Below are 20,350 nucleotides of genomic sequence, written 5' to 3' on the forward strand. Positions count from 1 at the left end.
GGCCCACCCGCTGTCGCAAGCGAAATTCAGCACGCCTCACGACAGCGTGCGCCGTTCGCTGCGGGATCGTAGTATTGTCGTCGGCAGCCGTCGAAGCTAGGATTTCGCGTAGCATTCGATCGCAACGCACGAAGAGATGCACTCCAGAATCAAGCGGATGGTCGCGGCTGCGATCGGACGGCACGGCAAATGGAGGACATTATGGCGTGGCGTGACGACAAGGCCCGGGCAGCCCTGATCCGCGATGCAGCGGGCAGCGTGCCAGCGGGCAAGAGCCCCCGGGCCTTTGCCGAGCCCTTGTTCGGCTACACCAATATCGAGGATCTCGCCAATTACGATGCCGCCTCGCTTGCCCTGCTGGCGGAGCAGGCCTGGGAGCACGTGCAGCGGCGCACGGCTGGCAGCGCCGATATCCGCGTCGTCAATCCGACGTTGCCGAACGGACGCGAGATTTCCGTGCTCGAAATTCTCAACGACAACATGCCTTTCCTGTTCGATTCCACCATGGCGGAGCTCGCCGAGCAGGGCCTCGAGGTCACCCTGGTCGCTCACCCGATCATCGCGGTGGAGCGCGACGATGGAGGCAAGCTGCTGCGATTCTACGGGGAAGCATTGCCGGACGGAGCAAAGGGCGCGCGCGAAAGCCTGATTCATCTCCACATCACCCGCCTGGATGCGGATTCCGATCGCCAGAAGCTGATCGACGGCCTGACCAGGACGTTGAACAATGTCCGCGCCTGCGTTGCCGACTGGCGCGTCATGCGTGACAGTGTCGAGGAAGCGATCAAGACGTTCTCTTCCAATCCGCCGCCGCTGCCGATCGACGAACTCGCCGAAGCCAATCAGTTCCTGCAATGGCTCTGCGCGGACAATTTCACTTTCCTCGGCGTGCGCAAATATCGCTTCTCGCCCGACAGCGACGCGTCGGACGACATTACAACCGGCGAAGGCCTCGGCATTCTGCGCGATCCGGACGTGAAGGTCCTGCGTCGCGGCAGCGAAATGGTGGTGATGACGCCGGAAATCCGCGAGTTCATGCACGAGCCGACCCTGCTGATCGTCATCAAGGCCAATGTCTCCAGCCGCGTCCATCGCCGCACCCGGATGGATTATGTGGGCATCAAACTCTACTCGCCCGACGGCCGGCTCGAAGGCGAGCTGCGCGTCGTCGGCCTTTTCACCTCGGGCGCCTATACTCGCTCGGTACGGCAGATCCCTTATGTCCGCCACAAGGTTTCGCGGGTGCTGCAGCGCGCGGGCTTCGACCCGAACGGCCATTCCGGCAAGGCGCTGATGCATATTCTCGAAGATTATCCGCGCGACGAGCTGTTCCAGATCGACGTCGACACGCTCTACAACTTCGTCATCGAGATCCTGATCCTCTACGAGCGTCCGCGCGTCCGGGCGCTGCCGCGGGTCGACAAGTTCGATCGCTTTGTCTCCATCCTCACCTTCATTCCGCGCGACAAATACGACACCGACGTCCGCACGCGCGTCGGAGCCTTTTTGGCGCAGGCCTACAAAGGGAAGCTGTCCGCCTCCTACGTATCATTCCCGGAAGGGGCGCTTGCGCGCGTCCACTTCATCATCGGACGCTATGAAGGCAAAACGCCCGTCGTCGACCGCGCCCTGCTCGAAGCCGGGATCAGCGCCATTGCCGCGACCTGGGCCGACAAGCTGAAGGCCGCGCTTACCGCGTCGACCGATGGCATGCGGGCGCGCATGCTCACCAACCGATATGCCCAGGCCTTCAGCGGCGGCTATACCGAGGTGTTCGGCGCGGAACAGGCGATCGCCGATATCACGACCGTCGAAAAGTTGACGCCGGCGCGCCCGGTGACGATTTCGGTTTACCGCATCGAAGGCGACGATCCGAGGCGCTTCGGCCTGAAGGTGTTTTCGGACGCCGTACCGCTGTCGTTATCCTACCGCGTGCCGGTGATCGAAAATCACGGCCTGCGTGTGGTCAACGAACGCACCTATCAGGTCGTGCCCGGTACCAGGCCTGCGCCGGTCTGGCTGCACGACATGACGATCGAGACCAGTGACGGCCAGCCCATCGAGATCAACCCGGAATTCAGCCATCGCCTGGAAGCCTCGATCATGGCGGTGGTGACCGATCGCGCCGAATCTGACGGATATAACGGCCTGATCCTGCGCACCGCCCTAAGTTGGCGGGAAGTCTCGACCATTCGGGCGCTGTCGCGTTATTTGCACCAGATCCGCGCTCCGTTCACCCAGGATTACATGTGGGAGACCTTGCGCAAGAACGCCGCGATCACGGCCAGCCTGGTCGCGATGTTCCAGACCCGCCTCGATCCGCGCCTCGCCTTGACGGACGCCGAGCGCGCGGCGCGCGAGGCGGCTTTGCTTGCCGAGGTCGAGGAACAGCTCAAATCCGTCGCCTCGCTCGATGAAGACCGCATCCTGCGCCGCTTCACCAATCTGGTGCAGGCTACCGTTCGCACCAATCTGTGGCAGATCGGCGAGGATGGACACCCGCGTCCGGTGATCTCCTTCAAGTTCGAGGCGCGCCGGATCGACGACTTGCCCGCTCCACGACCGCTCTACGAGATCTTCGTCTATTCCCCTCGTGTCGAAGGTATCCACCTGCGCTTCGGCAAGGTTGCGCGCGGTGGTTTGCGCTGGTCCGACCGGCCGCAGGATTTCCGCACCGAGATCCTCGGCCTGGTGAAAGCGCAGCAGGTCAAGAACGCCGTGATCGTGCCGGTCGGAGCCAAGGGCGGCTTCGTGCCCAAGCGCCTGCCGCCGCCTTCCAAGCGCGACGCCTGGCTCGCGGAGGGCACCGAAAGCTATCGCATCTTCGTTCGCTCGCTGCTCGAGCTCACCGACAATCTCGACGGCGACATCGTCGTGCCGCCCGAATCCACCGTGCGTCACGACGGCGACGACCCCTACCTCGTCGTCGCCGCCGACAAGGGCACCGCCACCTTCTCCGATGTCGCCAACGCGATCTCGGCCGAGATGAACCATTGGCTCGGCGATGCCTTCGCATCCGGCGGCAGCCAGGGTTACGACCACAAGAAGATGGGGATCACGGCGCGCGGCGCCTGGACGGCGGTCAAGCGCCACTTCCGCGAGCTCGGCACCGACATTCAGACCATGCCGTTCACCGCGGTCGGCGTCGGCGACATGTCGGGCGACGTTTTCGGCAATGGCATGCTGCTCTCGCCGGCGACAAGGCTAGTGGCGGCTTTCGATCATCGCGACATCTTTATCGATCCTTCACCCGATCCATCGACCAGCTTCGCCGAGCGCAAGCGCCTGTTCGATCTGCCGCGATCGAGTTGGCAGGACTACAACAAGTCGCTGATCTCGCAGGGCGGCGGCGTGTTCTCGCGCTCGCTCAAGGCGATCCCGCTTGCGCCGGAAGTGCGCACGCTGCTCGATCTCGACAAGCCGCAAGCCACGCCTTTCGAGGTGATGACGGCGATCCTGAAGGCTCGCGCGGACCTGTTGTGGTTTGGCGGCATCGGCACCTATGTCCGCTCCTCCGGGGAAAGCGACGACCAGGTCGGGGACCGCGCCAACGATCCGATCCGCATCGCGGGCGGCGACGTGCGTGCCCGGGTGATCGGCGAAGGGGCCAACCTCGGCGTTACCCAGCGCGGCCGCATCGAAGCGGCGCAGAAGGGCGTCAAGCTCAACACCGACGCCATCGACAATTCGGCCGGCGTGAACACGTCCGACGTCGAGGTCAACATCAAGATCGCGCTGGCGCGCCCCGAACGCGAGGGACGCCTCAGTCCCATTGACCGCAACAGCCTGCTTGCCGCGATGACCGACGAGGTCGGCGTGCTGGTGCTGCGCAACAACTATCTGCAGACGCTGGCGCTGTCGCTGGCCGAGCGCAAGGGTGTGGCAGAGACCGGTTTCCTCACCCGCCTGATGCAGTCGCTCGAACAGCGCGGCTTGCTGAGCCGCGCCGTGGAGTTCTTGCCCGACGACGCCGCGCTCACCGAGCGCACACGGCGCGGCCAGTCCCTCGCGCGGCCCGAGCTTGCCGTGCTGCTCGCCTACGCCAAGCTGACCCTCTACGATGATCTGCTCGTCACCAGCGTGCCCGACGACCCCTATCTTGCCCGCGAACTATCCCAGTATTTTCCGCGCGAGGTTCAGGACAAATTCCCGACCGCGGCCGGATTGCATCGCCTGCGGCGGGAGATCATCGCGACCAGTCTTGCCAATGCGGTGATCAATCGCGGCGGCCCGGCCTGCGTCGTGCGCCTGATCGACGAGACCGACGCCGACATCCCGACCATCGTCATGGCCTATGTGGCGGTCGATGAATGCTACGGCCTGAAGTGGCTCAATGACGCGATCGACGCGCTCGACGCCTGCATCGACGGGCAGCTGCAGCTGTCCCTCTACGCTTCGGTGCAGGACCTCCTGCTCTCCCGCATGGTCTGGTACGTGCGCAATGCCGATTTCAAGGACGGGCTGGAGGCCGTCGTCGCGCGCTTCGGCCCGGCGATCCGCCAGATCGTCGCCGGGCTCGACACTGCCTTGCCGCCGGACTTGCAAGCCGCGCGCGTCAAGCGGCGGCAGGAACTCGCCGACGCCGGCGTCCCGGCCGGCCTCGCCGGAGAGCTCGCCGATCTTGACGCTTTGGTCTCGGCTCCCGACATCGTGACGGTTGCCGAGCGCACCACGCGCCCCATCGGCGATGCCGCCGCGACCTTCTACGCCGCCGAGGCGAATTTCCGTCTCGACCGCATCATCGCCGCCGCACGCAGTGTGCCGGCCAACGATTATTTCGAACGCATGGCCATAGATCGCGCCGTCGAGCAGATCGCCGGCGCCGAAAGGAGACTGGCCGCCGATATGCTGGCAACCGGCCAGTCTGGCCAGCAGGCCGTCGAGACCTGGCTCGCGGCTCACCCCGAGGCGACGCGTATCCGCCGCTCGGTGGAGGAGATCGCTGCCAGCGGCCTGACCCTCGCCAAGCTGACGGTGGCGGCGAACCTGCTGGGGGACTTGGTCAAGGCCTGAGGGCGTGCGAGGCAGCGATGTGAGAAGCGCGATGCTGGCGCAGGTAGCTAGCCGGTAAACGGAGGAATCCAATGATCCACGCCACTTGTCATACCGCCGACAATGTTCGCTGCATCGAGTTCGATGCCACACCGTGGTTCAGCGAGGCTGACGCTCCAAGCATTATCGATTTGGCCCAACGAGGATGGACCAGCACTGCGATTGCAGATTCCCTCGAGCACAGACAAGGATACGAACGCCTGCACGACCTCGTTGAGTATGCGGCGAAGCGACTGCAACTGGAATCTCTGGAGGACCCAACCTGGGAAACCTTCGAGTGTGTCGTCGATGGACCCGAGGCCGTCGCCTGGCTCGAGAAAAACCGGCCCAACGTTGTGGAAAGAATCCCCTAAGCTGGGGGAATCGCAGCAAAGGCTACAATTGAACGGCGGCGAACGAAGCGGAAATGGCGCACCCGACACGATTCGAACGTGTGACCTTTGCCTTCGGAGGGCAACGCTCTATCCAGCTGAGCTACGGGTGCGTGCAGGGGTTCATTTAGCTGATTGGCTCCGCGTCGGCAACGGCGTTGTCCAACTGGTTAAGGGCTGTAAACTGCCTCCCGACAATATGACAGGCCGCGAAAAAAGGCCGTCTTTCGAGGGAGTTTGCCCATGCGTCCGCTGGAATTCGGCTGGTATCTGCCCACGCATGGCGACACCACGGCCTATGGGCTGATGGAGGCCCAGATCGCCGGTTCGCCGGAACTCTGCGAGCGCGTGGTCGCGGCCGCCGAGGACGCCGGCTTCGAGTATCTGCTGATCCCGGTAGGCTCGGTGTGCTGGGAGGCCTGGATCACGGGCGCCTTCATGGCGGCGCGCTCCAGCCGGATCAAGCCGCTGATTGCGGCGCGGCCCGGCTATATCAACCCGGTGCTGATGGCAAAGATGATCTCGACCTTCGACCAGATGTCGGGCGGGCGGATCTGCATCAATCTGATCGCCGGCCAGAACGAGAGCGAGGTCGAGGCCGAGGGCGTGCGCTATGCCAAAGAGGAACGCTACGCGCTGATGGAGGAGGAGGTCTCGATCCTCAAGGCGCTGTGGACGACGCGCGGCCCGGTGCATTTCCAGGGCAGGTTTCACACGATCTCCGGCGCGCATATCAGGCCGCGTCCGTTGCAGCAGCCGTTTCCGAAATTCTATCTCGGCGGCGGCTCGCGGCAGGCCTGGGAGGTGTCGGCGAAGCATTCCGACGTCCATCTGTTCTGGGGCGACCTGCCGGAGCGCATCGCGGAGAATATCGCCGAGATTCGGCGGATGGCGCGGGCGCATGACCGCGAGGATGCGATCGGCTTCGGCATGCGGCTGCAGGTGATCTGCCGCGAGAACGAGACAGATGCCTGGGAGGCGGCCGACCAGCTGGTGCGCCACGCCACCGAGCGGCAGAAGCAGGAGATGAAGACGCTCTACAATCGCTCGGAGGCCAACCAGCGCGTGCAGCAGCTCGCGCGCGACTACGGCGATCTCCTGATGCCGCATCTGTGGACCGGCATCACCAAGGTGCGGCCCGGCGCCGGCATCGCGGTGGTCGGCGATCCCGCGCAATGCGCCGCGACCTTGCAGCAGTTCATCGATGCCGGTTGCCACTCCTTCTGCCTGTCCGGTTATCTGCACGACGAGGAGGCCGAGCGGTTCGGCCGCCTGATCCGCCCGATCCTCGCCGCCAACAATCATGGACGGCTCGTGGCCTGAGGTGCGGGTGCGGAAGCTTTCCAAAAATTCACGGGTGAATCTGCGCCTGACGCGCCATGATCCAGCCGAGCTCGCGGCAGCAACGGAGTCGAACCATGCATCACCGGGCCTGGCTTGCGGCCGCGGCATTGCTCGTCGTGGCGGCGGCGCACGTACCCGCGGCGTCCGCGACGCAGGCACAGACCGAGCGCGACCGGAAACCGGTCAAGGAGATCGCCAATGCGCGGATTGCCGTCGGCAAAGCGAGCTTTCCGCTCTACCTCTCGGCCGACTGGTCCAACCCGCTGCCGGATGTTACGCGCGCGGTGCTCGTGCTGCATGGCGTGCTGCGCAATGCCGACGACTATTTTCGCGCGGCGCTGAGCGCGCAGGCCGCGGCCGGCGATGCCGGCGAGCATGCGCTGATGATCGCGCCGCAATTCCTGATCGAGTCCGACGTCGAGGCCTTCAAGCTGCCGGCGGAGACGCTGCGCTGGAGCCTCTATGGCTGGCAGGGCGGCGAGCCTGCGCTCGCGCCGAGCGCGGCGAGCTCGTTCGAGGCGCTCGATGCCATCCTGGCGAAGCTCGGCGACCGCAAGCTGTTTCCGAACCTGCAGCAGGTCGTCGTGTTCGGTCATTCCGGCGGCGGCCAGGTGGTGCAGCGCTATGCGATCGCGGTGAAGGGCGATCAGCTGCTGCTGCGCGAGGGCATCGGCGTGCGCTATGTGGTCGCCAATCCGTCCTCCTACGCCTATTTCACCAAGGAGCGGCCGGAGCCCGCGATCGCGGCGAACTGCCATGGCTACAACAGCTGGAAATTCGGTATGGACGACCGCCCGCCCTATCTTGCCGAGCCTTCGCCGGCTGCGCTGGAGCAGGCCTATGTCGCGCGCCGCGTGATCTATCTGCTCGGAACGCTCGACACCAACCCCAATCATCCCGCGCTCGACAAATCCTGCATGGCGGAGGCCCAGGGGCCGTACCGTTACGCGCGCGGGCATTCCTATGCCGCCGTGATGCAGGCCCGCGACGGCGGCGCGCCAAACCACAGCGTGTGGGATGTGCCCGGCGTCGGCCATGCCGGCGGCAAGATGCTCAACTCGCCCTGCGGCCTGACCGCCGTATTCGACATCCCCGGCTGCGAAGCAGCGCGCTGAGCCCCCCGACACCAGAATTTGTGCGCGGAGACGGTGGCAAGCGGCACAGAGATCGCCTACGCTTGTGCCGCGAATGGAGCAGCACGACCGACAGCTCGATGGAGAACATCATGAGAGCAGGTTTGATCACGCTTCTGACAGCCGGTGCCTTCCTCGGCTTGACCCCGGCCAACGCCGCAGAGGGATGCGGTGACGGTTGCCACAGGACCTCACGAGGTGCCTGCGTGATCGACGGCTGGGGCACCGCCGCGCGGGTCAGGAATGAGTGTCCCGCCACCTCGCGCCCGCGCCCGCCGTGTGGTGGCGCTGGCTTCGTCTGGCGGCGCGACTATCAGGCTTGCAGCCAGACCACGAAGGATTGGCTCTAGTGTGCTGAATGCGAAGTTCGTGCGATTTCGCGGCAGCCACTTTCACGAACTTCGCATTCATAAACCACTAGAATCATAAGTTTGCTAGTGTCCTTATCGAATCCGAAGTTCGCTCCGAAGGTGCGGCAAATGATGCGAACTTCGGATTCGGGACACTAGCCGTCGACGGCCTGGCCAGCGTCACGCCGGCACGATCACCTTGCCGATCGGCCACAGCGCGATGCCGGCAAGCTTGAGATGCGCCCAGGCGAACGGGATGCCGATGATGGTCACCGCCAGCAGGATCGCAGTGATCACATGGCCGATCGCGAGCCACCAGCCGGCCAGGATGAACCAGATCAGATTGCCGATCACGCCGAGCGGTCCGGTACCGATGTCGGACGTGCCGGTCACCTCATCGCGGCGCACCGCACGCGAGCCGAACGGGAGCAGCGTGTAGACGGCGATGTTGAAGGCGGCGCGCGCCCAGGGCAGCCCGATAATGGTCACAGCCATGATCACGGCGGCGACCAGCCAGCCGAACGCCATCCACGCGCCGCCGATCAGGATCCAGAGGATGTTCAGGAGGATAGATACAGGCTGCATGGCTGACACCTTCGCGCCGCTTGGGACTGCTCTTTATATACGCCGCCGCCCGGCGCTGCGGTAGGTGTGGCCTAACCGCGCGCCTGCCGTGACGAGGCGCTTCACCGGCGGCCGGCACCGAACGACAGCTGGCACCTCATTGCATCCATCGCGACGGCAATTAATCTCGCGCGACCGGGCAGGGCGCAAAGACGCCTGCACCGAAAAGGGAGAACAACAATGAGAACAATATTCGGAGCAGGGATCTTGGCGGCGCTGGCATTGTCGGTGTCGGCCGTGCGGGCTGAGGACGCCGTGCGCTTCGCGCCGCTGAAGGCGGAGGAGCTGTCGCCGGCGCAAAAGGCCTGGGCCGACATGATCAGCGCGCCGCCGCGCAATGCCAAATTCACCGCGCCGCCCTACCGCGCCTATATCCGCAATCCCGATCTGGCACCAAAGCTGTCGAACCTGTCGGAGTATCTGCGGTGGAATACCTCGCTGCCGGCGCGGCTCAGCGAAATGGCGATCCTGATCACGGCGCGGCACTGGACCGCGCAATATGAATGGTCCGCGCACCATCCGCTGGCGATCAAGGGCGGGCTCGATCCGAAAATCGCGGACGCGATCGCCAAGGGCACGCGGCCCGAGAGCATGAAGGACGACGAGGCCGCGCTGTACGATCTCGGCATCGCGCTCTATCGCGACAAGAAGGTCAGCGACGCTGTCTACAAGGCGGCGCTGGATAAATTCGGCGAGCGCGGCATCACGGATATCATCGCCATCATGGGCTATTACGACATGGTCTCGATGATGCTGATCACGATGCAGGCCGGTCCCGCGAATAACGGCGTGCAGCCGTTGGCGGTGCTGGAGAAGTAGGGCGTCTGCAGTGGTCTCGCGTTCTTACCTCTCCCGCCTGCGGGGGAGGTCGACGTGCGCGCAGCGCGCGGCGGGTGGGGGCTCTCTCCCCAGTTTTGACTCGTGGTGAAACCCCTACCCCAACCCTCCGCCGCAAGCGGGAGAGGGAGCGCAGTCACATCGCGCGCTTACCGCCGGAAACCGCTGGCGCGCGAATAGCCCTGGCGGCCTTCCTGGGCGGGGCGCGCGGCCATGCTGGCGCGCGTTTCGCTGGCGACCGGCGTCGCCGGCTTCAAATCCTCGAGGAAGATCGGTTTGGCGAAGTAATAGCCCTGGGCATAGCGGATCTTGGTCGCGGCCTGCAGATAGGTGAGTTCCTCGTAGGACTCGATACCCTCGGCGATCACGGTCATGCCGAGCGCCTCGCTCAGCGATTCGATTGCGCGCAAGATGCCCTGGCTGCGCGGCCGCTGATGGATGTCGGTGATGAAGGAGCGGTCGATCTTGATCTCGTCGGCGGTGATATCGGCGAGCGCCGACAGCGACGAATAGCCGATGCCGAAATCGTCGATCGAGATGCCGACGCCGATGCCGCGCAGGATCGGCAGGATCTGGTCCTGGAAATGCGACCGCGTCACGAACGCGTCCTCGGTTACCTCGATCATGAAGCGTTTGGGGAAGCCGGTCTCCTCGAGCGCGCGCGCGAACCGGCGCATGAATTCGAGGTTGGAGGCCTGCTTGGCGGCGACATTGATGCTGATCGTCGCCGTCGGACCGAACGTGTCGTTGATCAGGTCGATCGACTTGACGATCTCCGCCAGCACCAGGAACGTCAGCTCGTCGATCAGGCCGAGCTCGACCGCGAGATCAATGAAGGTGCCCGGCGCCTGGATCACGCCCTCGTCGTCGCGCAGCCGCACCAGCGCCTCGATGCCCTTCACCTCCTGGGTGCGGATATCGACCTTGGCCTGGAACGCGCAGCAGAAGCGCTTTTCCAGGATCGCCAGCCGCAGCGACTGCTCGATCTTCATCCGCGCCAGCGCCTCGCGCTCCATGCTGTTGTCGAAGAACGCGGTCGAGCCCTTGCCGTTGTTCTTGACGCGGTACATCGCGATATCGGCATTCTGGCGCAGCGCCTCGTAGCTCCGGCCATGCATCGGATAGAGGCTGACGCCGATCGAGGTCGAGGCGAAGATCTCGGAGTCCTCGATGAAGAACGGCGCCTTCAGCCGCTCCTGCATGACATGGATGAATTCGGCGACTTCGTCATTGCCGCTGATCGGGTTGAGCAGCAGCAGGAATTCATCGCCGGAGATGCGCGACAGGATATCGGTGTCGCGCAGCGCGTGGCCGAGTCGCTTCGACAGCTCAACGAGCAGCGCATCGCCGATCGCGTGGCCGTAATAGTCGTTGATGTGCTTGAAGTTGTCGACGTCGAGGAAGGCGAGCGCGAAATGGCCTTGCGAATCGTCGCGGATCAAGCCGTTGACGCGGTGCTCGATCACCCGGCGGGTCGGCAGGCCGGTCAGCTCGTCGTAATAGGCCGAGCGGAACAGCTGGTCCTCGAACGCCTTCTGCTCGCTGATGTCGGTCGAGGTCGAGATCAGGAGATTGCGACCGGCGATCCGGACGGGCCGGTGCGAGGTCAGGAACACGTATTTGGATGCGCCGCAGGAGAGCGTTTCCTCGAGCACCACCGGACGGCCGCTGCGCAGCAGGTCCAGGTTGGCGGCGTGGCGCTCGTCGACCGGGGACGGCTGGCTCGCGCTGGCGGCCAGCTGCAGCTGGCTCGCGGCTGCTTCATTCACCAGGATGATCTGGCCCTGCTCGTCCTGGACGGTCACTCCCGCCGGAAGGAGTTGGAGAAGGTCGCGCAGGATACGCAATTCATTGCCGGAAATATCGTCTTGGCCGGGCACTGCCGCGCCCGCCTGAAAATCGTGTCTGGTGAGACTGTGCATGCGCCGACCTTGGCAAAGTCCGTTGTAGTTTTGGTTAAGCGGACCTGCGAAATGCCGTGACAGAATGAGACCGCGACGGCTTTCGCAAGCCGTCGCGGCAATCGTCATTAACAGAGTATCAATGTCGGCTGCGACCGCTGCTGAAAGCGATTGCGCAGCGCGCGGTTGCATCAACACATGCGCGTGCGCCGGAAAGCCGACTTATCAACAGCTCGGAAGCTTGCACTGCATGGTGCAGTGAACACCGGTCTTCAGGTAACTGATCTCGGTCTTGCCGTCGAACGGCCGCAGCGCCGACTTGAGCAGCTTGGTGCCGAAGCCGGCTTCGCCGATCGTCTCGACCACTGGTCCCTCGGTCTCGTCCCAGATCACGTTGAGACGTCCGTCGTCGACCGTCCATGACACTTGTAAAAATCCGCGCGGCGAGGAGAAGGCGCCGTATTTTCCGGCGTTGGTTGCGAGCTCATGGAAGATCAGCGCCAGCGAGACGGCGAGCTTGGCGGGCAGGAACAGCTGCTCGCCATTGAGGTTGAACCGCACGTGGCCGTAGGGCCCGAGTTCCGAGCGCAGCAAATCCTTGATATCGCAGCCATAGCCGTCGACCCGCGCGATCAGATCGTCGGTCGCCGAGAGCGCGCGGATGCGATGGTCGATGCGCTGCCAGACATCGGGCCGGTCCTGCAGCGCCTGATGCAGTACGGCATGAATGGTCGAGGACTTGTTCTTCAGCCGGTGCTGCAATTCGTCGACCACCACCTTGCGGTACTGCTCTTCCTCGATCAGCCGTTTGGAAACTTCGCGCTGCTGTGCGACCAGGGAACGGTAATGCTCGACGCCCCAGATCGCGATGCCGCACACAACCCAGAAGATCATCAGCAGCGCAAAGCGCGCAGGATCGGCGTGCGCGCCGCTGAAATTGAGCACGACGCCGAGCAGGCCGCTCGCCAGCGCGGTCGCGATCCCGATCCGGAAACCGCCAAGGGCGGTGGCAAAGAACACCGCCGGGAAATAGGGCGTGAAGAACACATCCGGCCGGATCTGGGCGAGCCCGAAGCGCGCGGCCGTGGCCAAAACGAGACAAAGCACCGCGAAGGCGACCGCAAGCCGCACCGACGGCTGGGCATCGCCCCGCCAACACGCCCTGAAATCGTCGATCCACTTCGCCATCGGTCGTTCCAGTTCACGTGAACAGGCGACCCAAAATAAGGCCGCTGCGACCGAAAAACCGCAGTTGTGGCCTTCTGGCCACAGGCGGACCTTGCGAGCGTGGCGGCTTGCAAGTGCTTGTATTGGCAGCAGGAGCTGGGGAATATCCGCAACATCATACGTAAGTTGAGGGGACCGACATGGGACGGCTGGACGGCAAGGTCGCGGTGATCACAGGGGCGACCAGCGGCATCGGGCTGCGCACGGCGGAGATCTTTGTCGCGGAGGGCGCGAAGGTGGTGATTGCCGGACGCCGCGCGCCGGAGGGCGAGGCACTGGCGCAACAGCTCGGCGAGACCTGCGTGTTCCGTCAGACCGACGTCACGGTCGAGGAACAGATGCAGGCGCTGATCGCGCTTGCGGTTGAGAAGTTCGGCCGGATCGACTGCCTGTTCAACAATGCCGGCGGCCCGGCGCAGACCGGGGGCATCGAAGGCCTCGACGTCGAGCGGTTCGATGCCGCGATGGCGACGCTGGTGCGCAGCGTCATGCTCGGCATGAAGCATGCCGCGCCCTACATGCGCAAACAGGGCTTCGGCAGTATCATCAACAATGGCAGCATCGCCGGACGGCTCGCCGGCTTCTCGTCGTCGATGGTCTATGGCGCCGCGAAGGCCGCGGTGATCCATTTCACCAAATGCGTGGCAATGGAGCTCGGCGAGTCTGGCATCCGCGTCAACTCGATCTCGCCCGGCGCGATCGCCACCGGCATTTTCGGCAAGGCGCTCGGATTGTCGACGGAAGCAGCCGAGAAGACCGCGGCCGTGATGCGCGAGGTCTACAAGGCGGCGCAGCCGATCCCGCGCGCCGGACTGCCCGACGACATCGCGCATGCCGCGGTGTTCCTGGCGAGCGACGAATCGAGTTTCATCAACGGCCATGACCTCGTCATCGACGGCGCCATCACCGGCGGCCGCAACTGGAGCCAGCAGCAGGCCGGCTACGTCGCGCTGCGCAAGGCGTTCGATCAGGGGGCGGGGTAGCAGTATCCGTCATTGCGAGCGGAGCGACTTGTCCGCTGAAGCCGTGGCGAAGGCGGAAGCAATCCATAGCGTGCACTGCCGATTCCTTCAGGGCGAGGAAAAAGTATGAAGTGCGTCTTGATCACGGGCATGTCTGGAACGGAGAAATCGTCCGCGATCGAAGAGTTGGTCGCGCGAGGTCATCAGGCTTACGACCTTGACACATTCGAATGGTCTCACTCGCACGCGGCATGTGCGGGTGATGACGCCGCATTGTTTGGCGTTTGAAGCGCAAACCATCCCCACCGTCGTCCCGGCGCAGGCCGGGACCCATAACCACGAATGGTGATTGTTGCCCAATGCTGGAAGGACGAGCCCCTTTCACAACACCCGCCGCGGCGTATGGGTCCCGGCCTGCGCCGGGACGACGGCGGTGGGTGTGGCGCGAGCTGGCGTTCTTTCTTCCTCCAGCGCTTTTTCTTCCTCCAGGAAGGATCACAAATCACGCCTTCTGTTTAGCCGCGGCCTTAGTAAGATCCGGTGCGTTCACAGCGGGGATCGCGACGCGGCCGGGGCCGGTTTGCTGGAGGGCGGCGGCGGCCTTGTCGTTCTGCATGATCTTGGCCATGACAGCCTGGCCGGCGCGCTCGAACACGGCGCGGTTGTCGATCAGGAACTGGCGCGACTTGCGCAGGCCGTCGATATAGCCGTTGATCTCGGGCACGACATAGCGCGCGACCATGTCCCAGCTGCGGCGGGTGTTTTCCGGATTGGCCCAGTCGTGCGCGAAGCCGATGATCGAGCCGACGCCGCCGGAGACATCGACCAGGTTCTTGATCATCTTGATCAGATCATCCGGCGTGCCGATGGTGGACGCGGCGCCTTCGACGAACGCGGTCTTGTCGACGGCCTCATCGGGCGAGGAGAATGCGGTCAGGCCCGGCCGCATCAGGGTGCCGACGTTATATTCGTTGTGCCAGCGCATCAGCCCGGCGCCGGCCTCGCGCCGCGCCTGTTCGCGGGTCTCGGCGATGTGCCAGGACAGCAGCACGCGCCAGTTGGCGCGGCTCACCGTGGTGCCGGCCTTCTTGGCGGCATCCTCGGCGAACTGCCATTGCTGCGGCAGCGCCATCAAGCCCTGGGTCGACATCGAGCCCAGCGAGATGATGCCGATGCCGTATTTGCCGGCGAGCGTCATGCCCGACGGCGAGATCTGCGAGGCCACCACGAACGGCATGTCCTCCTGCAGCGGCAGGATCTGCAACGCGGCGTCGTGCATCTCGAACCAGTCAGTCTTGGCGGTGACGCGCTCGCCGTTGAACAGGCGGCGGATCACCGCGATCGCCTCGTCCTGGCGATCGCGCTGGGTCATCGGGTCGATGCCGAGCGTGTGGGCGTCGGAAGCGAGCGCGCCGGGGCCGGAGCCGAAGATGGCGCGGCCGCCGGTCATGTGGTCGAGCTGCACCATGCGCTGCGCGACGTTGAAGGGGTGGTGATAGGGCAGCGAGACCACGCCGGTGCCGAGCTTGATGCGCTTGGTGCGCTCGCCGGCGGCGGCCAGGAACATTTCCGGCGAGGCGATGGTCTCCCAGCCCGAGGAGTGGTGCTCGCCGCACCAGAATTCGTCGTAACCGAGCGCGTCGAGCTGCTCGACGAAATCGAGGTCGCGGCGGAATTGCAGCATCGGATGCTCGCCGATCGGGTGATGCGGGGCGAGGAAGGCTCCGAACTTGAGGCGCGCCATGGGTCGTTCTCTCCGGACTATTGTTATCGGGGGCTTTCCGCCAACCTACGGGGTGGCCCGGGGCAAGGCAATGCTCGGGGGTTGCGGCGGTCGCATGGTTGTTGCGCAAATCGGCGGCGATTGCCGCCGTCCGGAATGTTTCCTAGCGCGTCAACGCAAATTGGCAGCCGGGGCTCGAGCGTCTGTGATCCCGGGCTTACCTCGCAGGTAATCGAAGCGATGACCGGAATCTGCTGATGTCCGCTATAACGTCATTTCGGGCAGGACAGGACATGCACCAGATCGTTCCGACGCGAGCGGACACGTCCCGCCGCTGGTGGGTGCTGGCGATCGTAGTGTCGGCGCAATTCATGTTCGGGGTCGATGCCTTCATCGTCAACGTCGCGATCCCGACGATCGCGGCGGAGCTGCACGCGACGCCGGCAGAGATCGAGGCCGTGATCGCGATCTACCTGATCGCCTATGCCACGCTGGTGGTCACCGGCGGCCGGCTTGGCGACATCCATGGCACCAGGAACGTGTTCATCGCCGGCGTCGCCGGATTCTCGGTGACCTCGCTGTGGTGTGGTCTCGCGCAGTCCGGGCCCGAGCTCATCGTCGCGCGGCTGGCGCAGGGTGCAACCGCGGCGCTGATGGTGCCGCAGGTGCTGGCGACGCTGCATCTGCTGTTCTCAGACGCCAGCCGCGCGCGGGCGTTCGGCATCTACGGCATCGTGCTGGGGCTCGCGGGAGCCGCCGGCTTCACGCTCGGCGGCGTGCTGGTGACGCTCGATCTCGCCGGGCTCGGCTGGCGCGCGGTGTTTTTCGTCAACGTGCCGTGCGGCGTCGTCATCATTGCGGCGGCGCTGAAGATCATGCCGACGGTACCGCGCCGCGCCGGCACGCGGCTCGATATCCCGGGCGCAATCGTGCTGTTCGCGGGCCTGCTGTGCCTGATCGGTCCGCTGCTGTTCGGCCATGATCTCAGCTGGACGGCATGGGTGTGGCTGGTGATGGCCGTGGGCATCGCTGTGATCGCGGCCTTCGTGCGGCTCGAGCGGTCCGTCGCGCGCCGCGGCGGCATGCCGCTGATCGATCTGTCGCTGCTGTCGGATCGCGCCTTCATGCTCGGCCTGGTCGCGGTGTTTTTCTTCTTCTTCGCCAATCTGTCGTTCTATCTGATCATGACCATGTTCATGCAGAAGGGCTTGCAGATTCCGCCGCTACAGGCCGGGCTGGTGTTCGTGCCGCTGGCGCTGACCTTCGTGGTTGCCTCGCGTCACAGCGGCGTGCGCGCAAGGCATCGCGGCACGCTGGTGCTGATCGAGGGCTGTGCGCTGCAGATCGTCGGTCTCGCCGTGCTCGTCGCGACAATTGAGGTGGTCGCGGCACCGTCGGCACTGCTGCTCGCGCTGGCGCTGATGATCTTCGGCTACGGCCAGGGGCTTGTCATGGCGCCATTGTCGAGCGCGGTGCTCGCGAGCGTGCGGCCCGCCAGCGCCGGTGCCGGCTCCGGCATGTACGGCACGACGACGCAGATCGGCAACGCGGCCGGCGTTGCCGCGATCGGCGCAGTCTTCTTCGCAATCGAGAGTACGATGTCAGCACGTCTGGCGCTGTTTGCGGCATGCGCATTGTTTGTGCTGTCGATCGCAATTTCAGCCGCATTTCTGTCATGGATGCGCCGCGCCACGGCGTGAATCCGGCGCCACGCGGCGCGCATTCCTGAAAAGTTGGTGCTCAAACAAGGTGCTATGGCAACTATTTCGGCCGGCTCGCAGCGCGATCACGCATTAACGCCGATTCTCACAAATTCCGCAGGGAAAGACAGCACACGGCCTTTTCATTTTGCAGTGCAGCAATTATCTGATCGGGTGACACAGAAGACTAAATCACCTCAGGAGTTGCTGTTGTCCCTGATCAACAACGTCGAATTTCTGCGTCATCTGCCGAAGATGAACGCGTTCAGCGGCCTTGGCGCACTCGCGCCGGCCGTGCCGACGCCGCTCGTCGAGACGACCGAATTCGGCGTCAACCCCGGCGATCTGAAGATGTTCTCGTTCGTGCCCGCGCAGCTGGCGCGGTCACCCGCGCTCGTCGTGGTGCTGCATGGCTGCGGCCAGACTGCAGCGTCCTACGATCTCGGCGCCGGCTGGTCGGCGCTTGCGGCGCATTACGGCTTCGCACTGCTGATGCCGGAGCAGCAGGCGTTGAACAACGGCAACACCTGCTTCAACTGGTTCAACCCGCAAGACATCGCGCGCGGGCAGGGCGAGGCCGCGTCGATCAGGCAGATGATCGCGCATCTGGTCGGCACGCATGAGATCGACCCGCGCCGCATCTATGTGACGGGTCTGTCCGCCGGCGGCGCGATGGCCTCGGTCATGCTCGCGACCTATCCGGATGTGTTCGCGGCCGGCGCCATCATCGCCGGCCTGCCGTTCGGCGTCGCCACCGATCTGCGCGAAGCGCTGCACGCGATGATGCATGGCAGCGCGCTCTCCGCGCCCGAGCTCGGCGGTCTGGTGCGCAACGCGTCGACGCATGGCGGCGCCTGGCCGAAGATTTCGGTGTGGCACGGCAGTGCCGACCGCACCGTGCATCCCGGCAATGCCGATGCAATCGTGCGGCAGTGGCTCGACGTGCACGGCCTGCCGCTTGCCGCGATGTCGAAGGCGGATGTCGACGGCCATCCGCGCGAGGTGTGGTGGAACGCCGACGGCGAAACGCTGGTCGAGTCCTACACCATCGCCGACATGGCGCATGGCACGCCGCTCGGGCTTGCCGACAATGACGAGCGCTATGGCGTGGAGGGCGCGTTCCTGATCGAGGCCGGGATCTCCTCCTCCTATCACATCGCGAGCTTCTTCGGCCTGACCGACAAGGTCCGTCAGCCGCATATCGCGCCGACCGGAATTCCGCGCGAGCGCGCTGACACGGTCTCGATGACGGTACCGGTGCCCGCGGCCGAGCCGGAGGTGGCATCCGGCCGCAAGAGCGATCGGCCGCGCAAGCGACGGAGCAAGGGTGTCGATGTCGGCGGCGTCATCACGCGGGCGCTCACCGCCGCGGGGCTGATGAAGTAGCTACATCTCGCCGGTCAGGAACGGATTCGTCATCCGCTCCTGGCCGATGCTCGATCCGGCGCCATGGCCGCAGATGAAGCCGACATCGTCGCCGAGCGGCAGCAGCTTGTCCTTGATCGACTGGATCAGGGTCGGATGGCTGCCCCCGGGCAAATCGGTGCGTCCGACCGAGCCGGCGAACAGCACGTCGCCGACATGGGCGAAGCGCAGCTCCTTGTTGAAGAACACCACGCTGCCCGGTGAGTGGCCGGGGCAGTGCAGGATGTCGAAGGTGAGGTCGCCGATCGAGACCTGATCGCCCTCATCGAGCCAGCGGTCTGGCCCGAAATTGCGTACCCCGGTCATGCCAAAGCGCGCGCCGCTCGAGACGACATTGTCGAGCAGATATTTGTCGGCGATGTGCGGGCCCTCGATCTTGACCTGCAGCGCGTCGCGCAGTTCAGCAGCGCCGCCGACATGGTCGATATGACCGTGGGTCAGCCAGATCTTCTCGACCGTCACGCCGGTCTGCTTGATCGCGGCCTGGATCTTCGGCACGTCGCCGCCCGGGTCGATCACCACGGCCTTCTTGGTGGGCTCGTGCCAGATGATGGTGCAGTTCTGCTCGAACAGCGTCACCGGCACGATGATCGCGCCGGCTTTCGGTTTGGTGTCGGTTGTCTCGTTCATGGGGGCACCATAGGCTTCCGGGAAACGTCGTCAACACGCGCTGGAAATGCGGCTGCCCCGGCGTGTGATCCCAAAACGGACCGTGATAAGGTCACTTCCAGCAGAACAAGTTCGTGAGCAGGCCGGTACGCGGCTGCTCTCGATCATGATTCAAGTCCTCGCAGTCCGGAACTTCATGACCCAGGCTTCCAAATCACCGCTCGGCGGACCCCGGACCACCGCGCGCGCCTTCTTCGTCGCGGACCGCATCAACACGTCGGGCCTCGAGCGCGGCGACGTGCTGGCCACGACGCCGCTGGCGTTTCGCGTCAATGAAAACGGCGTGGCGATCCTGTTCCGCTACGGCGTCGTCGTTCTGATCGGCCTCAATGCGCTGGAGGAGGATGAATTCCTGCGCAGCCTGCAGTCGCGCATGACCGGCCTGTTCACGCGGCGCGAGGAGGAGATCGCGATCATCGAGCTCGCCGCCGAGAAGGAGGATCAGATTCCGCCGGGCGGCCCGATCTATCTGCAGGGCCTCTCGCCGGAGCGGCTGATCCTGGTCGGCGAGGCGTTGGCGAAAAGCGTGGTGCTGGCGCGGCACGAGCGCGAGGTCCGCGCAGTCTTCGACACGACCGAGCCGCTTGCGCGTGAGCTCGCCAAGGGCGGCCGCGTCCATCGCGGCCGCGTTGCGATCCTCAAGCACATCGGCAACGCGCTGCTGGTGCGGCATCGCGTGGCCGGACCGGTGGAAGTGTCGGAGAAGCCCGATATCCTCTGGGACAAGCCGCAGCTCGAGCGCCTCTACGCCAGGCTCGAGGACGAGTATGAATTGAAGGAGCGTGCGGAGTCGCTGAACCGCAAGCTCGCAGTCGTCGCCGAAACCGCGCAGGTGCTGACCGACATCATCGACACCAGCCGCTCGCTGCGGCTGGAGCTGATCATCGTCTTCCTGATCCTGTTCGAGGTGCTGATCACCATCTATCAGCTGGCGATGGCCCGGCATTGAACGGGCGACAGCGGCCGGATCCGGCCATCTTTCCGTCCCGAATTGTGCGTCATCCCTGAACCGATCGGCCACTCCGGGCGCGG

Annotated in this window: 15 protein-coding genes and 1 tRNA gene; 10 read left to right on the plus strand and 6 right to left on the minus strand. The window is 64.7% G+C overall.

All coding sequences use genetic code 11. The annotated features are described in order from the left end of the window. The first annotated feature begins 189 nt into the window (after positions 1 to 189). Complete coding sequence (locus ACVI1L_RS14765; RefSeq protein ID WP_456783192.1) at positions 190 to 5,013, plus strand: NAD-glutamate dehydrogenase; 4,824 nt, start codon at positions 190 to 192, stop codon at positions 5,011 to 5,013. A 71-nt stretch (positions 5,014 to 5,084) separates the two neighbouring features. Then, positions 5,085 to 5,405, plus strand: a complete 321-nt coding sequence (locus ACVI1L_RS14770) for a hypothetical protein (protein WP_456783193.1) — start codon at positions 5,085 to 5,087, stop codon at positions 5,403 to 5,405. A 54-nt stretch (positions 5,406 to 5,459) separates the two neighbouring features. Here ACVI1L_RS14770 and ACVI1L_RS14775 read toward each other — a convergent pair. After that, positions 5,460 to 5,536, minus strand: a tRNA-Arg gene (locus ACVI1L_RS14775). Positions 5,537 to 5,666: 130 nt separating this feature from the next. On the opposite strand from ACVI1L_RS14775, the gene ACVI1L_RS14780 reads away from it, so the two are divergent. The 3 genes from ACVI1L_RS14780 to ACVI1L_RS14790 all read left to right on the plus strand — a co-directional run bounded on the left by ACVI1L_RS14780 (position 5,667) and on the right by ACVI1L_RS14790 (position 8,250). Further along, on the plus strand, positions 5,667 to 6,746 hold the full coding sequence (locus tag ACVI1L_RS14780; protein ID WP_168856590.1) for an LLM class flavin-dependent oxidoreductase: 1,080 nt from the start codon (positions 5,667 to 5,669) through the stop codon (positions 6,744 to 6,746). A gap of 95 nt (positions 6,747 to 6,841) precedes the next feature. Beyond that, a complete protein-coding gene (locus tag ACVI1L_RS14785; protein WP_456783194.1) occupies positions 6,842 to 7,882 on the plus strand; it encodes an alpha/beta hydrolase in 1,041 nt (346 codons plus the stop codon). A gap of 110 nt (positions 7,883 to 7,992) precedes the next feature. Next, on the plus strand, positions 7,993 to 8,250 hold the full coding sequence (locus tag ACVI1L_RS14790) for a GCG_CRPN prefix-to-repeats domain-containing protein (RefSeq protein WP_156436045.1): 258 nt from the start codon (positions 7,993 to 7,995) through the stop codon (positions 8,248 to 8,250). A 180-nt stretch (positions 8,251 to 8,430) separates the two neighbouring features. Here ACVI1L_RS14790 and ACVI1L_RS14795 read toward each other — a convergent pair whose 3' ends face one another. Next, positions 8,431 to 8,835, minus strand: coding sequence for a YccF domain-containing protein (locus ACVI1L_RS14795; protein WP_016843571.1), 405 nt, complete (start codon positions 8,833 to 8,835; stop codon positions 8,431 to 8,433). Positions 8,836 to 9,054: 219 nt separating this feature from the next. Here ACVI1L_RS14795 and ACVI1L_RS14800 point away from each other — a divergent pair, with 219 nt between their 5' ends. Next, the gene (locus tag ACVI1L_RS14800; protein WP_057015382.1) at positions 9,055 to 9,693 is read left to right on the plus strand and encodes a carboxymuconolactone decarboxylase family protein; all 639 of its coding nucleotides are present in this window, start codon (positions 9,055 to 9,057) and stop codon (positions 9,691 to 9,693) included. A 167-nt stretch (positions 9,694 to 9,860) separates the two neighbouring features. Here the strand turns inward: ACVI1L_RS14800 and ACVI1L_RS14805 are convergent, their stop codons facing one another. Together ACVI1L_RS14805 and ACVI1L_RS14810 are read right to left on the minus strand one after the other, a co-directional pair. Then, complete coding sequence (locus ACVI1L_RS14805; RefSeq protein WP_057015383.1) at positions 9,861 to 11,633, minus strand: putative bifunctional diguanylate cyclase/phosphodiesterase; 1,773 nt, start codon at positions 11,631 to 11,633, stop codon at positions 9,861 to 9,863. Positions 11,634 to 11,837: 204 nt separating this feature from the next. Continuing rightward, positions 11,838 to 12,800, minus strand: coding sequence for a sensor histidine kinase (locus ACVI1L_RS14810; RefSeq protein ID WP_057015384.1), 963 nt, complete (start codon positions 12,798 to 12,800; stop codon positions 11,838 to 11,840). A 179-nt stretch (positions 12,801 to 12,979) separates the two neighbouring features. Between ACVI1L_RS14810 and ACVI1L_RS14815 the strand changes: the two genes are divergently transcribed. After that, positions 12,980 to 13,822, plus strand: coding sequence for an SDR family NAD(P)-dependent oxidoreductase (locus ACVI1L_RS14815; protein WP_316395251.1), 843 nt, complete (start codon positions 12,980 to 12,982; stop codon positions 13,820 to 13,822). A 481-nt stretch (positions 13,823 to 14,303) separates the two neighbouring features. Here ACVI1L_RS14815 and ACVI1L_RS14820 read toward each other — a convergent pair whose 3' ends face one another. After that, positions 14,304 to 15,545, minus strand: coding sequence for an LLM class flavin-dependent oxidoreductase (locus tag ACVI1L_RS14820; protein ID WP_076824620.1), 1,242 nt, complete (start codon positions 15,543 to 15,545; stop codon positions 14,304 to 14,306). A gap of 272 nt (positions 15,546 to 15,817) precedes the next feature. Here ACVI1L_RS14820 and ACVI1L_RS14825 point away from each other — a divergent pair, with 272 nt between their 5' ends. Together ACVI1L_RS14825 and ACVI1L_RS14830 are read left to right on the plus strand one after the other, a co-directional pair. Beyond that, on the plus strand, positions 15,818 to 17,224 hold the full coding sequence (locus ACVI1L_RS14825; RefSeq protein WP_456783195.1) for an MFS transporter: 1,407 nt from the start codon (positions 15,818 to 15,820) through the stop codon (positions 17,222 to 17,224). A gap of 210 nt (positions 17,225 to 17,434) precedes the next feature. Further along, entirely contained in the window at positions 17,435 to 18,610 is a 1,176-nt protein-coding gene (locus ACVI1L_RS14830; RefSeq protein ID WP_057015412.1) for an extracellular catalytic domain type 1 short-chain-length polyhydroxyalkanoate depolymerase, read from the plus strand. Here the strand turns inward: ACVI1L_RS14830 and ACVI1L_RS14835 are convergent, their stop codons facing one another. After that, complete coding sequence (locus tag ACVI1L_RS14835) at positions 18,611 to 19,279, minus strand: MBL fold metallo-hydrolase (RefSeq protein WP_057015387.1); 669 nt, start codon at positions 19,277 to 19,279, stop codon at positions 18,611 to 18,613. It lies immediately after the preceding gene. A gap of 175 nt (positions 19,280 to 19,454) precedes the next feature. Here ACVI1L_RS14835 and ACVI1L_RS14840 point away from each other — a divergent pair, with 175 nt between their 5' ends. Further along, on the plus strand, positions 19,455 to 20,267 hold the full coding sequence (locus tag ACVI1L_RS14840; RefSeq protein ID WP_057015413.1) for an RMD1 family protein: 813 nt from the start codon (positions 19,455 to 19,457) through the stop codon (positions 20,265 to 20,267). The last annotated feature ends 83 nt before the right edge of the window (positions 20,268 to 20,350 follow it).

It is taken from the genome of Bradyrhizobium sp. USDA 4516 (assembly GCF_054055915.1).